This window comes from Rhodobacter sp. TJ_12, assembly GCF_020023995.1.
Lineage (GTDB): Bacteria > Pseudomonadota > Alphaproteobacteria > Rhodobacterales > Rhodobacteraceae > Rhodobacter.
This window is the reverse complement of sequence record NZ_NRRD01000017.1, coordinates 43,808-56,441: the sequence shown is the minus strand read 5'-3', so window position 1 is coordinate 56,441 and position 12,634 is coordinate 43,808. Positions and strand designations below refer to the sequence as shown.

General features: G+C 61.5%; 14 protein-coding genes. All 14 read left to right on the top strand.

Going from position 1 to position 12,634, the window contains the following annotated elements; translation table 11 throughout:
• The first annotated feature begins 217 nt into the window (after window positions 1-217).
• Window positions 218-1,105, top strand: coding sequence for a nitrogenase iron protein (gene nifH, locus CKO11_RS12670; protein WP_223639363.1), 888 nt, complete (start codon window positions 218-220; stop codon window positions 1,103-1,105).
• Between the two features lie 84 nt (window positions 1,106-1,189).
• Window positions 1,190-2,695: a nitrogenase molybdenum-iron protein alpha chain gene (gene nifD, locus CKO11_RS12665; RefSeq protein WP_223639360.1), complete on the top strand. Its 1,506-nt coding sequence runs from the start codon at window positions 1,190-1,192 to the stop codon at window positions 2,693-2,695.
• Window positions 2,696-2,789: 94 nt separating this feature from the next.
• On the top strand, window positions 2,790-4,328 hold the full coding sequence (gene nifK / locus CKO11_RS12660; protein ID WP_223639357.1) for a nitrogenase molybdenum-iron protein subunit beta: 1,539 nt from the start codon (window positions 2,790-2,792) through the stop codon (window positions 4,326-4,328).
• Between the two features lie 214 nt (window positions 4,329-4,542).
• Window positions 4,543-6,120 carry a nitrogenase iron-molybdenum cofactor biosynthesis protein NifE gene (gene nifE, locus CKO11_RS12655; protein WP_223639355.1) on the top strand — a complete coding sequence of 526 codons (1,578 nt, stop codon included), beginning with the start codon at window positions 4,543-4,545 and terminating at the stop codon, window positions 6,118-6,120.
• A gap of 1 nt (window position 6,121) precedes the next feature.
• A complete protein-coding gene (gene nifN, locus CKO11_RS12650; RefSeq protein WP_223639352.1) occupies window positions 6,122-7,507 on the top strand; it encodes a nitrogenase iron-molybdenum cofactor biosynthesis protein NifN in 1,386 nt (461 codons plus the stop codon).
• Window positions 7,482-7,967, top strand: a complete 486-nt coding sequence (gene nifX / locus CKO11_RS12645; RefSeq protein WP_223639349.1) for a nitrogen fixation protein NifX — start codon at window positions 7,482-7,484, stop codon at window positions 7,965-7,967. Before nifN ends, nifX begins: the two co-directional genes overlap by 26 nt.
• Complete coding sequence (locus CKO11_RS12640) at window positions 7,967-8,437, top strand: NifX-associated nitrogen fixation protein (protein ID WP_223639346.1); 471 nt, start codon at window positions 7,967-7,969, stop codon at window positions 8,435-8,437. The genes nifX and CKO11_RS12640 overlap by 1 nt, the downstream gene beginning before the upstream one ends.
• Before the next feature lie 149 nt (window positions 8,438-8,586).
• Window positions 8,587-8,790, top strand: coding sequence for a CCE_0567 family metalloprotein (locus tag CKO11_RS12635; protein WP_223639343.1), 204 nt, complete (start codon window positions 8,587-8,589; stop codon window positions 8,788-8,790).
• Between the two features lie 5 nt (window positions 8,791-8,795).
• Window positions 8,796-9,101 (top strand): ferredoxin III, nif-specific, encoded by a 306-nt coding sequence (fdxB, locus tag CKO11_RS12630; RefSeq protein ID WP_223639340.1) that lies wholly within the window; start codon window positions 8,796-8,798, stop codon window positions 9,099-9,101.
• Window positions 9,085-9,636 carry a nitrogen fixation protein NifQ gene (locus CKO11_RS12625; RefSeq protein ID WP_223639337.1) on the top strand — a complete coding sequence of 184 codons (552 nt, stop codon included), beginning with the start codon at window positions 9,085-9,087 and terminating at the stop codon, window positions 9,634-9,636. The genes fdxB and CKO11_RS12625 overlap by 17 nt, the downstream gene beginning before the upstream one ends.
• Window positions 9,623-10,078, top strand: a complete 456-nt coding sequence (locus CKO11_RS12620) for a hypothetical protein (RefSeq protein ID WP_223639335.1) — start codon at window positions 9,623-9,625, stop codon at window positions 10,076-10,078. Before CKO11_RS12625 ends, CKO11_RS12620 begins: the two co-directional genes overlap by 14 nt.
• Before the next feature lie 174 nt (window positions 10,079-10,252).
• The gene (locus CKO11_RS12615; protein WP_076485413.1) at window positions 10,253-10,573 is read left to right on the top strand and encodes an iron-sulfur cluster assembly accessory protein; all 321 of its coding nucleotides are present in this window, start codon (window positions 10,253-10,255) and stop codon (window positions 10,571-10,573) included.
• A 10-nt stretch (window positions 10,574-10,583) separates the two neighbouring features.
• Complete coding sequence (locus CKO11_RS12610) at window positions 10,584-11,408, top strand: iron-sulfur cluster assembly scaffold protein (RefSeq protein WP_223639332.1); 825 nt, start codon at window positions 10,584-10,586, stop codon at window positions 11,406-11,408.
• 7 nt (window positions 11,409-11,415) lie between these two features.
• Window positions 11,416-12,627: a cysteine desulfurase NifS gene (gene nifS, locus CKO11_RS12605; protein WP_223639329.1), complete on the top strand. Its 1,212-nt coding sequence runs from the start codon at window positions 11,416-11,418 to the stop codon at window positions 12,625-12,627.
• Window positions 12,628-12,634 lie beyond the last annotated feature (7 nt).

Below are 12,634 nucleotides of genomic sequence, written 5' to 3'. Positions count from 1 at the left end.
GACCCCTCCAAAGCGCCATTTTTCCGACACTCCGACCGGACCCGACAATTTGTCGGCTATGCTCCAAATCTGACAATTTCTGCAAGTATCTGAAATAGAACAATATATTTTGAAAATCCGACTTGGCACGCTCCCTGCTGAATAGGCTGTGAGCGCGGTCGCGCACCGTCTCGACCCACAGATGAATGAATGCACCAACCCCAAGGGAGCCAGACCAATGAGCCAACTCCGTCAGATCGCCTTCTACGGCAAAGGTGGTATCGGTAAATCCACCACCTCGCAAAACACCCTCGCGGCGCTCGTCGAGATGGATCAAAAGATCCTCATCGTCGGCTGCGACCCCAAGGCGGACTCGACCCGTCTGATCCTGAACACCAAACTGCAAGACACCGTGCTGCACCTCGCCGCTGAAGCCGGTTCGGTCGAAGATCTCGAAGTCGAAGACGTCGTGAAAATCGGCTACAAAGGCATCAAATGCACCGAAGCCGGTGGCCCGGAGCCGGGCGTTGGCTGTGCGGGCCGCGGCGTTATCACCGCGATCAACTTCCTCGAAGAAAACGGCGCCTATGACGACGTGGACTACGTCTCCTACGACGTTCTGGGCGACGTTGTGTGCGGCGGCTTCGCCATGCCGATCCGTGAAAACAAAGCGCAAGAAATCTACATCGTCATGTCGGGCGAGATGATGGCGCTTTACGCGGCCAACAACATCGCCAAAGGCATTCTGAAATATGCCAACTCGGGCGGTGTGCGTCTGGGCGGCCTGATCTGCAACGAGCGTAAAACCGACCGCGAGCTGGAACTGGCCGAAGCGCTGGCCGCGAAACTCGGCTGCAAAATGATCCACTTCGTGCCGCGCGACAACGTTGTGCAACACGCCGAGCTGCGTCGTGAAACCGTGATCCAATATGATCCGACCTGCCAGCAAGCGCAAGAATACCGCGAACTGGCCCGCAAAATCCACGCCAACTCGGGCCAAGGCGTGATCCCGACCCCGATCACCATGGAAGAGCTGGAGCAAATGCTGCTCGACTTCGGCATCATGCAGTCGGAAGAAGATCGCGAAAAGCAAATCGCTGAAATGGAAGCGAAAATGAAAGCCTAAGGGCTGACTTGCTGACCGGGTGGGCGCGCGGCGCCCACCCCACCTCCCAACCCCCAACACGCCAGTGAGAGGAGCGCCAAAAGGATGGCCAAAGATCACGTGAGCGGCCCGGAAGAGCTTGAAAGCATCATTCAGGAAGTGCTTGAAGCCTATCCCGCGAAGGCCCAGAAGAAACGCGCCAAGCACCTGTCGGTGACCACCGCGACCGAAGAAGATCCCGATCCCGTTACCGGCATCGCCTCGAAATGCGACTCGACCAAGTCGAACATCAAGTCCATCCCGGGCGTGATGACGATCCGTGGCTGCGCCTACGCCGGTTCGAAAGGCGTGGTCTGGGGCCCGATCAAGGACATGGTGCACATCTCGCACGGTCCGGTCGGCTGTGGCCAATATTCGTGGAGCCAACGCCGCAACCTCTACACCGGCACCACCGGCGTGGACAGCTTCGTGACGATGCAGTTCACCACCGACTTCCAGGAAAAAGACATCGTCTTCGGCGGTGACAAGAAACTGGAAAAAACGATCGACGAGATCAACGAGCTGTTCCCGCTCGCCAACGGCGTCACCGTGCAATCGGAATGCCCGATCGGTCTGATCGGCGACGACATCGAAGCCGTTGCGAAAAAGAAAAACAAAGACATCGGCAAGACCATCGTGCCGGTCCGTTGCGAGGGCTTCCGCGGTGTGTCGCAGTCGCTCGGCCACCACATCGCCAACGACGCGATCCGTGACTGGGTGATCGAAGCGCCGGAAAGCGAAGCGAAGAAAAGCTACGAGCCGGGCCCCTATGACGTCAACATCATCGGTGACTATAACATCGGTGGCGACGCTTGGGCTTCGCGCATCCTGCTTGAGGAAATCGGCCTCAACGTGATCGGCTGCTGGTCGGGCGATGCGACGCTGGCGGAAATGGAACGGGCGCCGAAAGCGCAACTGAACCTGATCCACTGCTATCGCTCGATGAACTACATCTGCCGCTACATGGAAGAAAAATACAACATCGGTTGGATGGAGTATAACTTCTTTGGCCCGACGCAGATCGCCGCCTCGCTGCGCGCCATCGCTGCCAAATTCGACGAAACGATCCAAGAGAACGCGGAAAAAGTCATCGCCAAATATCAGCCGCTGGTTGATCAGGTGCTGGCCAAGTACAAACCGCGCCTCGAAGGCAAGTCGGTCATGCTTTATGTCGGCGGCCTGCGTCCGCGCCACGTCGTCACCGCTTATGACGACCTTGGCATGGTGATCGCCGGCACGGGCTACGAATTCGCCCACAACGACGACTACAAGCGCACCGGCCACTACGTCAAAGAAGGCACGCTCATCTATGATGACGTGACCGGCTACGAGCTTGAAAAGTTCATCGAGAAAATCCGTCCCGACCTCGTCGGTTCGGGCATCAAAGAGAAGTATCCGGTGCAAAAGATGGGCATCCCGTTCCGTCAAATGCACAGCTGGGACTACTCGGGCCCCTACCACGGCTACGACGGCTTCGCGATCTTCGCGCGCGACATGGACATGGCGATCAACAACCCCGTTTGGGGCCTGTTCGACGCGCCGTGGGAAACCCCGGCTGTCGCGGCCGAGTAATCGATTGAGCTTGCGGGGGGCGCATTGCCCGCCCCCCTTCCTCCCTCCCTTGGCCGCGTCCCGGAATGCGGACGGCCCATGAAAGGACAGACCCATGCCCCAGTCGGCAGATAAGGTTCTCGACCATTCGAAGCTCTTCCACGAGCCTGAATACAAAGAAATGCTCGCCAACAAAAAGGCGACCTACGAATGCGGCCACACCGCCGAAACGATCCATCAGATCGGCGACTGGACCAAATCCTGGGAATATCGTGAAAAGAACCTCGCCCGGGAAGCCGTGACCATCAACCCGGCGAAAGCCTGCCAACCGGTCGGCGCCGTGTTCGCCGCCCAAGGCTACGAAGGCACGCTGCCCTTCGTGCACGGTTCGCAAGGCTGCGTGGCTTACTACCGCTCGCACCTGTCGCGCCACTTCAAAGAGCCCTCGGCGGCCGTGTCCTCGTCGATGACGGAAGACGCCGCGGTGTTCGGTGGCCTGACCAACATGGTCGACGGTCTTGCCAACGCCTATGCGCTTTACAAGCCGAAAATGATCGCCGTTTCGACCACCTGCATGGCCGAAGTTATCGGGGACGACCTCAACTCCTTCATCATCCAATCGAAGGAAAAAGGCTCGGTTCCGGAAGATTTCCCGGTGCCCTACGCGCATACCCCGGCCTTCGTGGGGTCGCACGTTGACGGCTACGACAACGCGCAAAAAGGCTTCCTTGACCTGTTCTGGGAAGGTGCCGAGCGCAAAGCGGGCGACAGCATCAACATCATCCCGGGCTTTGACGGCTACGCGGTTGCCAACAACCGTGAACTGACCCGCATGCTCGACATGATGGGCGTGGGCTTCACCATTCTGGGCGACGTGTCGGAAGTTTACGACACCCCCTCCGACGGTGAATACCGCATGTATGCCGGTGGCACCAAACTGGAAGACGCCAAAGCCTCGATCAACGCGAAAGCGACGATCTCGATGCAAGAATGGTGCTCGCCCAAGACGATGGAAGTCGTCGAGAAAGTGGGCCAAGAGACCGCCGTCTTCAACTACCCGATGGGCGTGTCCGCGACCGACAGCTTCTTGATGAAAGTCTCGGAACTGACCGGCAAAGCGATCCCGGATCAGCTGAAGCTGGAGCGTGGCCGTCTGGTCGACGCGATGGCCGACAGCCAAGCCTATCTGCACGGCAAAACCTTCGCGATCTTCGGCGACCCGGACTTCGTGCTCGGCATGGCCAAATTCGTGATGGAAATGGGCGGCGAGCCCAGCCACTGCCTGGCCACCAACGGGTCGAAAAAATGGGCCAAACAAATGCAAGCGGTTCTGGACGCCTCGCCGTTCGGTGCCAAGGCGCAAGTTTGGGCCGGTAAAGACCTGTGGCACATGCGTTCGCTGCTCGCCACCGAGCCGACCGACTTCCTGATCGGGTCGTCCTACGGGAAATACCTTGAGCGTGACACGGGTATCCCGCTGATCCGCCTGACCTTCCCGATCTTTGACCGTCACCACCACCACCGCTTCCCGACCTGGGGCTACCAAGGTGGTCTGACCGTTCTGGTGAAGATCCTCGACGCGATCTTCCTCAAGGCCGATCAGGATGCGGGCAAAGTCGGCGAAACCGACATGAGCTTCGACCTGACCCGCTAAGGGGCAGGGCTTTGCCAAGGGACCGGCGGTGCAAACCGCCGGTCTTTTTTATTGTGCGGGGCCGTCTTGTGGGGTGGCTGTCGTGAACCCGACAATCCTACAATTTTCGGGCCAAGTCGAAAAATGCAGGCAGGGCAGGGGGTTGGCCGCTATTTTGCAGGCTGCAAAACTTGGCACGCTTCTTGCTTGATCTTCTGTAACAGGGAGACGCCTCATGTCCGAAGCCTTGAAGAACAAAGTCGCCGAAGTCCTGAACGAACCGGGCTGCGCCACCAATACCGCGAAAGCCGACGGGGCGCGCAAGAAGGGCTGCACCAAACAGTTGACGCCCGGTGCGGCGGCGGGCGGCTGTGCCTTCGACGGGGCGATGATCACCCTGCAACCGATCACCGATGTCGCCCATCTTGTGCATGCGCCGCTGGCGTGCTGGGGCAATGGCTGGGACAACCGCTCGGCCGCCTCTTCGGGCTCGGAGCTGTATCGCAAGGGCTTCACCACCGATCTGAGCGAGCTTGATATCGTCATGGGCCATGGCGAGAAAAAGCTGTTTCGCGCGATCCATGAGGTGATCAAGGAACAATCCCCCGCCGCCGTTTTCGTTTACGCCACCTGCGTCACTGCGCTTGTGGGCGATGATATCGAGGTGGTGTGCAAAGCTGCCGCCGAGAAGTGGGGCACGCCGGTCATTCCGGTGAATGTGCCGGGGTTCGTGGGCTCGAAAAACCTTGGCAACAAGCTTGGTGGCGAGGCGCTGCTGGATCATGTGATCGGCACGATCGAGCCGGAAACCACCACGCCTTACGACATCAATATCATTGGCGATTTCAACCTGTCGGGCGAGCAATGGCAGGTGAAGCCGCTGCTGGATAAGTTGGGCATCCGCATCCTTGGGTCGATCTCGGGCGATGCCCGCTATCGCCAAGTGGCGCAGATGCACCGCGCCAAGGCGACGATGCTGGTTTGTTCGCAAGCGCTGGTGAATGTGGCGCGCAAAATCCAAGAACGCTGGGGCGTGCCTTACTTTGAGGGCTCGTTCTACGGCATCGCAGATACCTCGGAAGCGCTGCGCAAGATCTGCGGGCTGCTGGTGGAGCAGGGCGCCGATGTCGAACTGCTAAGCCGGTGCGAGGCGCTGATCGCCGAAGAAGAAGCCAAGGTTTGGGCCGCGCTTGAACCGCTGCGCCCCCGCGTCGCGGGCAAGCGCGTGCTGCTGTACACCGGCGGGCACAAGACGTGGTCGGTCGTGGCGGCGCTGCAAGAATTGGGCATGGAGGTGGTGGGCACTTCGATGCGCAAAGCGACCCAAAACGACCGCGCCCGCGTGGTCGAGATCATGGGCGATGCGAACCATATGTATGAAAACATGGCCCCGCGCGAGATGTATGACATGCTGCGCGATGCGGGGGCCGATGTGCTGTTGTCGGGCGGGCGCAGCCAGTTCGTGGCGCTTAAAGCGCGCATGCCTTGGGTCGATGTGAACCAAGAAAAGCACGAGCCCTACGCGGGTTACATGGGGATGGTCGATCTTGTCCGCGCCATCGACCGGTCTGTGAACAACCCGATCTGGGCCGATCTGCGCGAACCCGCGCCGTGGGATGTGCCGCTGACGGGGGGCGCTGTGCTGCCCGCGCCGTCTGGGGCTTGCCCGGTCACGCATATGAGCGCGCCGATGGGCCGCGCGCCGACCTTGGTGCCGCAAACCCCCGCCAGCCCCGCGGCGAAAGCCCCGCAAGCCGCCGCCAACCCGCTTGAAGGTTTGGCCAATTCCGCCACCGATTTCGAGGATTGCTGAGATGGCTTGCCTGACCCACCCGCGCCGCGCGCTGTCCACCAATCCGCTCAAAGCCTCGGCCCCCTTGGGCGCAGCGCTTGCCTATTTGGGCATTGAGCGCGCGGTGCCGCTGTTTCATGGTGCGCAGGGCTGCACCGCCTTTGGCATGGTGCATCTGGTGCGCCATTTCAAAGAGGCGATCCCGCTGCAAACCACCGCGATGAACGAGATCACCACGATCTTGGGCGGCGCCGATCAGTTGGAACAAGCGATTGAAAACCTCCGCAAACGCGCGAACCCGAAGTTCATCGGCATTGCCTCGACCGCGCTGACCGAAACCCGCGGCGAAGATGTGGCGGGCGAATTGCGCGATATTCTGGCGCGCCGCAAAGACTTTGCGGAAACCAAGGTCGTCTATGCCGCCACGCCCGATTTTGAGGGCGGGATGCAAGACGGCTGGGCCAAGGCGATTGAGGCTTTGGTCACCGCGCTTGTGCCCGAAACCCCCGCGCCCGACCCGGATTTGCGGCAAGTGACGCTTTTGCCCGGCGTGCATGTGACCCCCGCCGAAATTGAAGAGTTGGTGCGGATGATCCGTGCTTTTGGGCTGAACCCGCTGGTCCTGCCCGATATTTCCACCTCGCTTGATGGGCATCTGGCCGAGGATTGGTCGGGCTGTTCGCTGGGCGGCACGCCGGTTGATCGCATCGCCGATGTGACGCGTTCCGCCTGCACTTTGGCGATTGGCGAGCAGATGCGCGGCACCGCGCAAATCATCGAAGACAAGGCCGGCGTGCCTTATCGGGTCTTCCCCTCTGTCACTGGCCTCAAGGCCGTGGATGCGTTCGTGCGGGTGCTGATGGAGCTTTCGGGCACGCAAACCCCGCCGCCGTCGATCCAGCGTGACCGCGCGCGTTTGCAAGATGCGATGCTGGACGCGCATTTCTTCACCGGCGCGCTGAAAGTGGCGATTGGGGCCGAACCCGATCTGATGTTTGGCCTGTCCACGACGCTGACGCAAATGGGCGCGGAAATCGTGACCGCCGTCACCACCACCCAGCACAGCCCCGTCATTGAACGGATGCCGTGTGACGAGGTGATCTTGGGGGATCTGGGCGATTTTGAGCGCGGCGCGAAAGCCGCGGGCGCGCAGATCTTGCTGACCAACAGCTATGGCCGGATGGCGGCAGACGCGCTGCATTTGCCGCTGGTGCGCGTGGGCTTTCCGGTCTTTGACCGGATCGGCGCGCAAGATGCCTGCCGCGTCGGGTATCGCGGCACGCGTGCCTTTTTGTTCGAAATCGCCAATGCCGTGCAATCGGTTCACCACACCCCAAGGCCGGAAGATTTCGGCGCAACCCCCCTGCCTGAGGAGTTCTCTTATGTCCCGCACCCTGCGTCTTGTTGAGGAGTCGGATGCCCCCGCGCCCGGTGAAAAGCCGCTGCGCGTGGCCATTGCCTCGAACGATCTGGAAAACCTCGATGCCCATTTCGGCTCGGCCCGCAAGATCGCGGTCTATGAGGTCTGGAAAACCGGCGCGCGTTTCGTGGCCGCGCATGAATTTTCCAATGCGACCGAGCAATCGGGCAAGCATGACGATATCGACGACCGGATTTCGCCCAAGGTCGAGGCGCTTGACGGCTGTGCGCTGGTCTTTGCGCTGGCCATTGGCGGCCCGTCGGCGGCACGCGTGGTGAAAGCCGGGTGCCACCCGATCAAACGCAAAGAGCCCGAGCCGATCACCGATGTGATTGCGCAGGTGCAAGAAATGCTGTCGGGCAGCCCGCCGCCGTTTTTGCGCAAGATCCTCGGCACTTGGGAAAAACCCGATTTCACCGCCGATTTCGATGAAGAGGAATCCGTGTGATGGATGCCGCCACCGAAACGCCGCGCGGCGGCGAAATGGTCGAAAGCCCGTTCCTGAAACAACTGGTCGCCGTGATCCGCGCCGAGGACACGCATGGCCAATGGGATGCCAAGGCCGACATCGACTTGCTGGAAGAGTTCATCATCACCAAGGAAGAGCGCCGCGACATGCCGATCATTGGCGACCCGGAGCCCGAGGTGATCTGGCGGCTGACTCGGTTTTATGACGCGGTCGGTCTGCTGGTGGAAAAGCGCACCGGCTGCATGGCGACGCAAATGCAAAACATGCACCACGAGGGCTTTGGCCGGGTGGTGCTGATTGCCGGGCGTCTGGTCGTGGTGTCGAAACACCTGCGCGATGTGCACCGCTTTGGCTTTGAAACCTGGGCCAAGCTCGCGGCGGCAGGCGAAAAGCTGGTCGATGACGCGGTGAAGCTGATCGAGGAATTTCCCGAAGCAGCAAAGGCTTAAGCGATGATCCAGATCCAACCGCTAAAGCCCAAGCGCAAACCCCGGGTGGTGGAACCTGTGAAACTGCATCCCTCGCGCGGGCGCACGGCGCTGTCGCGGTATCTGCGCGCGGGGGCGACGCCCCAGAAACCGAAAGCAAGGACGGCCCAATGACCTTGGAAGAACTGGAAGCCCGCGCCAAGAAACTGTCGATGCGCGCCACCAATGCCAAGATGGAATTGCACGATTTGTCAGAGGAGCTGCCGACCGATTGGCAGAAAATTCCCGAAGTCGCGCAGCAGACTTATGAAATTTATCGAGACCTGGATGAAGCCCGCAAAGCGGTGAAGGCCGCCAAGCAAGCGAAGGAGTAAGACCGATGGCAAATGTGGCCTATACGCGCGGCGGCGCAGAATACACCCCCGTTTATCTGATGGAGATCGACCCGGAAAAATGCATCGGCTGTGGCCGGTGCTACAAGGTGTGCGGGCGCGATGTGATGACCCTTTACGGCGTGACCGAAGACGGTGACATCGTCAAACCCGGCACCGAAGAATGGGACGATGTCGAGGACGAAATCGTCAAAAAGGTGATGCAGATGGACGAAGCGGACAATTGCATCGGCTGTGGCGCCTGTGCGCGTGTGTGCCCGTCGGAATGTCAGACCCATGCGCCCCTTTCCTGATCCGTTCAGCGCCACCCCGGCGCCCGCACCGATGCTGGCGGGGGATGCAGATTTTGTCTGCATCTTCGCCCATGCTTTGGCAGAGCGGGCGGCGGGGCAGGGGCCCCTGACCGCGCGGTTGGGGCTGTCGGGGGCCGATCTGGCGGCGCTGCGCGACGCCTATCTGCCCGGCGCCGATCTGCCCGACCTTGATCTGCCCGCGCCCGGCCAAAGCGCCGAGGAACAGGCGATCACCATGCTGATCTTGTGGCGCGCGGGCGTGAACAGCCCCGAGGCGCGCTGGCTGGCGGCGATTTTGGCGCGGCGCGCGCAAGAACACCGCCATTTGTGGGAAGACCTTGGTCTGCCGTCGCGCGCGCATCTGGGCGCGCTCATTCGGCGGCATTTGCCGGGCTTGGCGGCAGCCAATCATCAAAACATGCGCTGGAAGAAATTCTTCTACCGCCAAATCTGTTCAGACAGCGCCTTTTCGCTGTGCCTTTCGCCCACATGCGATGAATGTGACGAACGGGCCGAGTGCTTTGCCCCCGATTGATCCGACACGTTTGTTGGCGGGGGCAGAGGCGGCCCGCTCGCGCCCGGAGGAAAGCGCCGAGGCGATTTCCCATGCGCTGCATGAAGCCCCCGAAGATATCGAGGTGCGGCTCGCCGCCTATCGCTTTTACTTTTACACGCATGATTACGCGGCTGCCTTGCCGCAAGCGCAGGTGATCTTGGCGCTGGCCGCGCGCCGGCTCAATATCGCGCAAGACCCCGCATTGGTGCGCCCCGAAGACGCCGATTTTACCGCACATGACTTTGCGCCGGGGCTCTATTTGCAAGCTTTGGTGGGCATTGGCTATTGCGCGGTGCGGCTGGGGCGCACCGATCTGGCGCGCGATGTCCTGTCAATTGCCGCCATGCTGGACCCGACCGACCGGTTTGGCGGGGCCTGGTTGCTGGAACGTTACGAAACCGGCCTTGCGGAAGACTTGTAGGCCACTTGGCCCGAACTTTGTCGCAACCCGCACATTCCCCCCACATTGTTGGCCCGCACTTGGCCCAAAACCTGCGGAAATAAGGGGCCAGCACTTGGCACGATGCTTGCTGTATCCTCCATGAGCCCTCGGCCAACCGGCCCAAAGGCACGGCATCAGTCACAGGAGAGTGTCATGATCGATATCACCGAACCTGCCCAAAGCGCGATCAAAGCGGCCATCGATGGCGCGGGGCAACCCGTTGCGGGGCTGCGCCTCATGGTGCAATCGGGCGGCTGCGCGGGCCTGAAATACGGCATGGCGCTGGAACTGGAAGCCCAACCCGACGACGAGGTGGTGAGCTTTGGCGATGTGAATGTGCTGATCGACCCGGCCAGCCGCGAACATCTGACCGGCGCGAAAATCGATTTCGTCACCAATGTCGAAGGGGCCGGGTTCGTGTTCGACAACCCCAACGCCCAGAACAGCTGCGGTTGCGGCAAATCCTTCTGCTGAGGAGCGCGCGATGTTCGATTATTCTGACAAGGTCAAGGAATACTTCTTCAAGCCGCGCAATGCGGGGGTGTTGGAAGATGCCAATGCCGTGGGCGAGGCCGGATCGCTCGACCGGGGCGATGCGCTGAAGTTGATGCTGCGCATCAACCCTTTGTCGGAAATGATCGAAGAGGCGCGCTTTCTGAGCCACGGCGGCGGCTCGATGATCGCCTGTTCTTCGGCGCTGACCGAATTGGTGCGGGGCAAATCTGTTGATGAAGCCTCGCGCCTGACCTCGGCGGATATTGCGCAGTTCCTTGACGGTTTGCCGCCCGAGAAAATGCATTGCACCGAAAGCGGGGAAAAGGCGCTGGCCGCCGCGATTGCGGCCTTTCGCGGCGAAACCCCGGTCGCGCCCGAACGCCGTCCGGCCCAGCCAGCGCTGGTGCAAATCGCCGTGCCGCCGAAACCGCGCCGCGCCCCGCCGCCCGCCGCCGCCGCGATGGCCGCGCGTGAAGCGGGCGCTGCGCCGGGCATGACGCTGCGCGAGTTGATCGCCAAAAACAACCCGCTGGCCGCGATGCAAGAAGAAGAAACCACCGGCCCGGTGGAGCCTGTCAGCGAAGATGACGCCTCGGTGATTTCGAAAATCATCACCGAAATGCGCCCGATTTTCCAGCGCGACAAGGGTGATATCGAACTTTTGGAAATCAAGGGGCGTCAGGTGTTCGTGCGGCTGTCGGGCACCTGTGCAAGCTGCATGATGGCCAGTCAAACCCTTTCCGGGGTTCAGAAAAAAATCATGGAGACCCTGGGTCGCCCGTTCCGTTTGATCCCCTCCACCGCCCGCGCCTGAGGATATTATGAGCCAGCTCGCCCGCATCTATCTCGACAACAATGCCACCACCCGCGTGGTGGAGGACGCCGTCGCCGCGATGATGCCGCTTTACACCGAAGACTACGGGAACCCGTCTTCGGCGCATGCGTTTGGGGCGGCTGCGGGCAAAGGGATGCGCGCAGCCCGCAAAGCCGTGCAAACCCTGATCGGTGCGGACAGCGAAGCCGAGATCATCTTTACCTCGGGCGGGACCGAGGCGAACACCACCGCGATCCGCTCGGCTTTGGCGGTGCAGGAAGGCCGGCGCGAAATCATCACCTCCACCGTCGAACATCCGGCGATTTTGCAGCTTTGCGACGCGCTGGAAAAATACGAAGGCATGAAGGTGCACCGTATCCCGGTTGACGCCCAAGGGCGGCTGGAGATCGACGCTTACCGCGCCGCACTGTCGGACCGGGTTGCCGTGGTATCTTTCATGTGGGCCAATAACGAAACCGGGGTGATCTTCCCGGTCGAGGGGCTGGCCGAACTGGCGCATGAACACGGGGCGCTGTTTCACACCGATGCGGTGCAAGCCGCGGGCAAGACGCCGATTTCGGTCGCGGGCACGGCGATTGATATGCTGTCGCTTTCGGCCCATAAATTCCACGGCCCCAAGGGTGTGGGGGCGCTTTATCTGAAAAAGGGCGTGGCGTTTCAGCCGCTTTTGCGCGGTGGCAAACAAGAACGCGGGCGCCGGGCGGGCACGGAAAATGCCCCTGCCGTGACCGGTGCGGGGATCGCGGCAGAGATTGCGGCGGCGCGTGTGGCCGAGGATGCGCCGCGCATCGCTGCGCTGCGCGATAAGCTTGAGACGGGCATCTTGGAGCGTGTGAGCCATTGCGCCGTTCTGGGCGCGCCGCGCGACCGGGTGCCCAATACGCTGTGCATCGCCTTCGATCTGGTGGAAGGCGAGGGGATCGTGATGAAGCTGGACCGGGCGGGCATTGCCGCCTCGACCGGTTCGGCCTGCGCTTCGGGGGCGGTGGAACCCAGCCATGTGGTGCGGGCGATGGGCGTGCCCTTCACCGCCGCGCATGGCGTGGTGCGGTTTTCGCTGTCGCGCTTCACCACCGAAGACGAAATCGACCGCCTGCTTGAAACGCTTCCCGCCATTGTCGCGGACCTGCGGGCGCTGTCGCCCTTTTGGTCGGACAACGGCCCCAACCTGCCGGGCCAAGCGCCCGCTGCCCAGTGAGGAGATG

Excerpts from the sequence above, each read along its gene's own strand:
- nifH (WP_223639363.1), top strand. The coding sequence starts at position 218 with ATGAGCCAACTCCGTCAGATCGCCTTCTACGGCAAAGGTGGTATCGGT.
- nifD (WP_223639360.1), top strand. The coding sequence starts at position 1,190 with ATGGCCAAAGATCACGTGAGCGGCCCGGAAGAGCTTGAAAGCATCATT.
- nifK (WP_223639357.1), top strand. The coding sequence starts at position 2,790 with ATGCCCCAGTCGGCAGATAAGGTTCTCGACCATTCGAAGCTCTTCCAC.
- nifE (WP_223639355.1), top strand. The coding sequence starts at position 4,543 with ATGTCCGAAGCCTTGAAGAACAAAGTCGCCGAAGTCCTGAACGAACCG.
- nifN (WP_223639352.1), top strand. The coding sequence starts at position 6,122 with ATGGCTTGCCTGACCCACCCGCGCCGCGCGCTGTCCACCAATCCGCTC.
- nifX (WP_223639349.1), top strand. The coding sequence starts at position 7,482 with ATGTCCCGCACCCTGCGTCTTGTTGAGGAGTCGGATGCCCCCGCGCCC.
- CKO11_RS12640 (WP_223639346.1), top strand. The coding sequence starts at position 7,967 with ATGGATGCCGCCACCGAAACGCCGCGCGGCGGCGAAATGGTCGAAAGC.
- CKO11_RS12635 (WP_223639343.1), top strand. The coding sequence starts at position 8,587 with ATGACCTTGGAAGAACTGGAAGCCCGCGCCAAGAAACTGTCGATGCGC.
- fdxB (WP_223639340.1), top strand. The coding sequence starts at position 8,796 with ATGGCAAATGTGGCCTATACGCGCGGCGGCGCAGAATACACCCCCGTT.
- CKO11_RS12625 (WP_223639337.1), top strand. The coding sequence starts at position 9,085 with ATGCGCCCCTTTCCTGATCCGTTCAGCGCCACCCCGGCGCCCGCACCG.
- CKO11_RS12615 (WP_076485413.1), top strand. The coding sequence starts at position 10,253 with ATGATCGATATCACCGAACCTGCCCAAAGCGCGATCAAAGCGGCCATC.
- CKO11_RS12610 (WP_223639332.1), top strand. The coding sequence starts at position 10,584 with ATGTTCGATTATTCTGACAAGGTCAAGGAATACTTCTTCAAGCCGCGC.
- nifS (WP_223639329.1), top strand. The coding sequence starts at position 11,416 with ATGAGCCAGCTCGCCCGCATCTATCTCGACAACAATGCCACCACCCGC.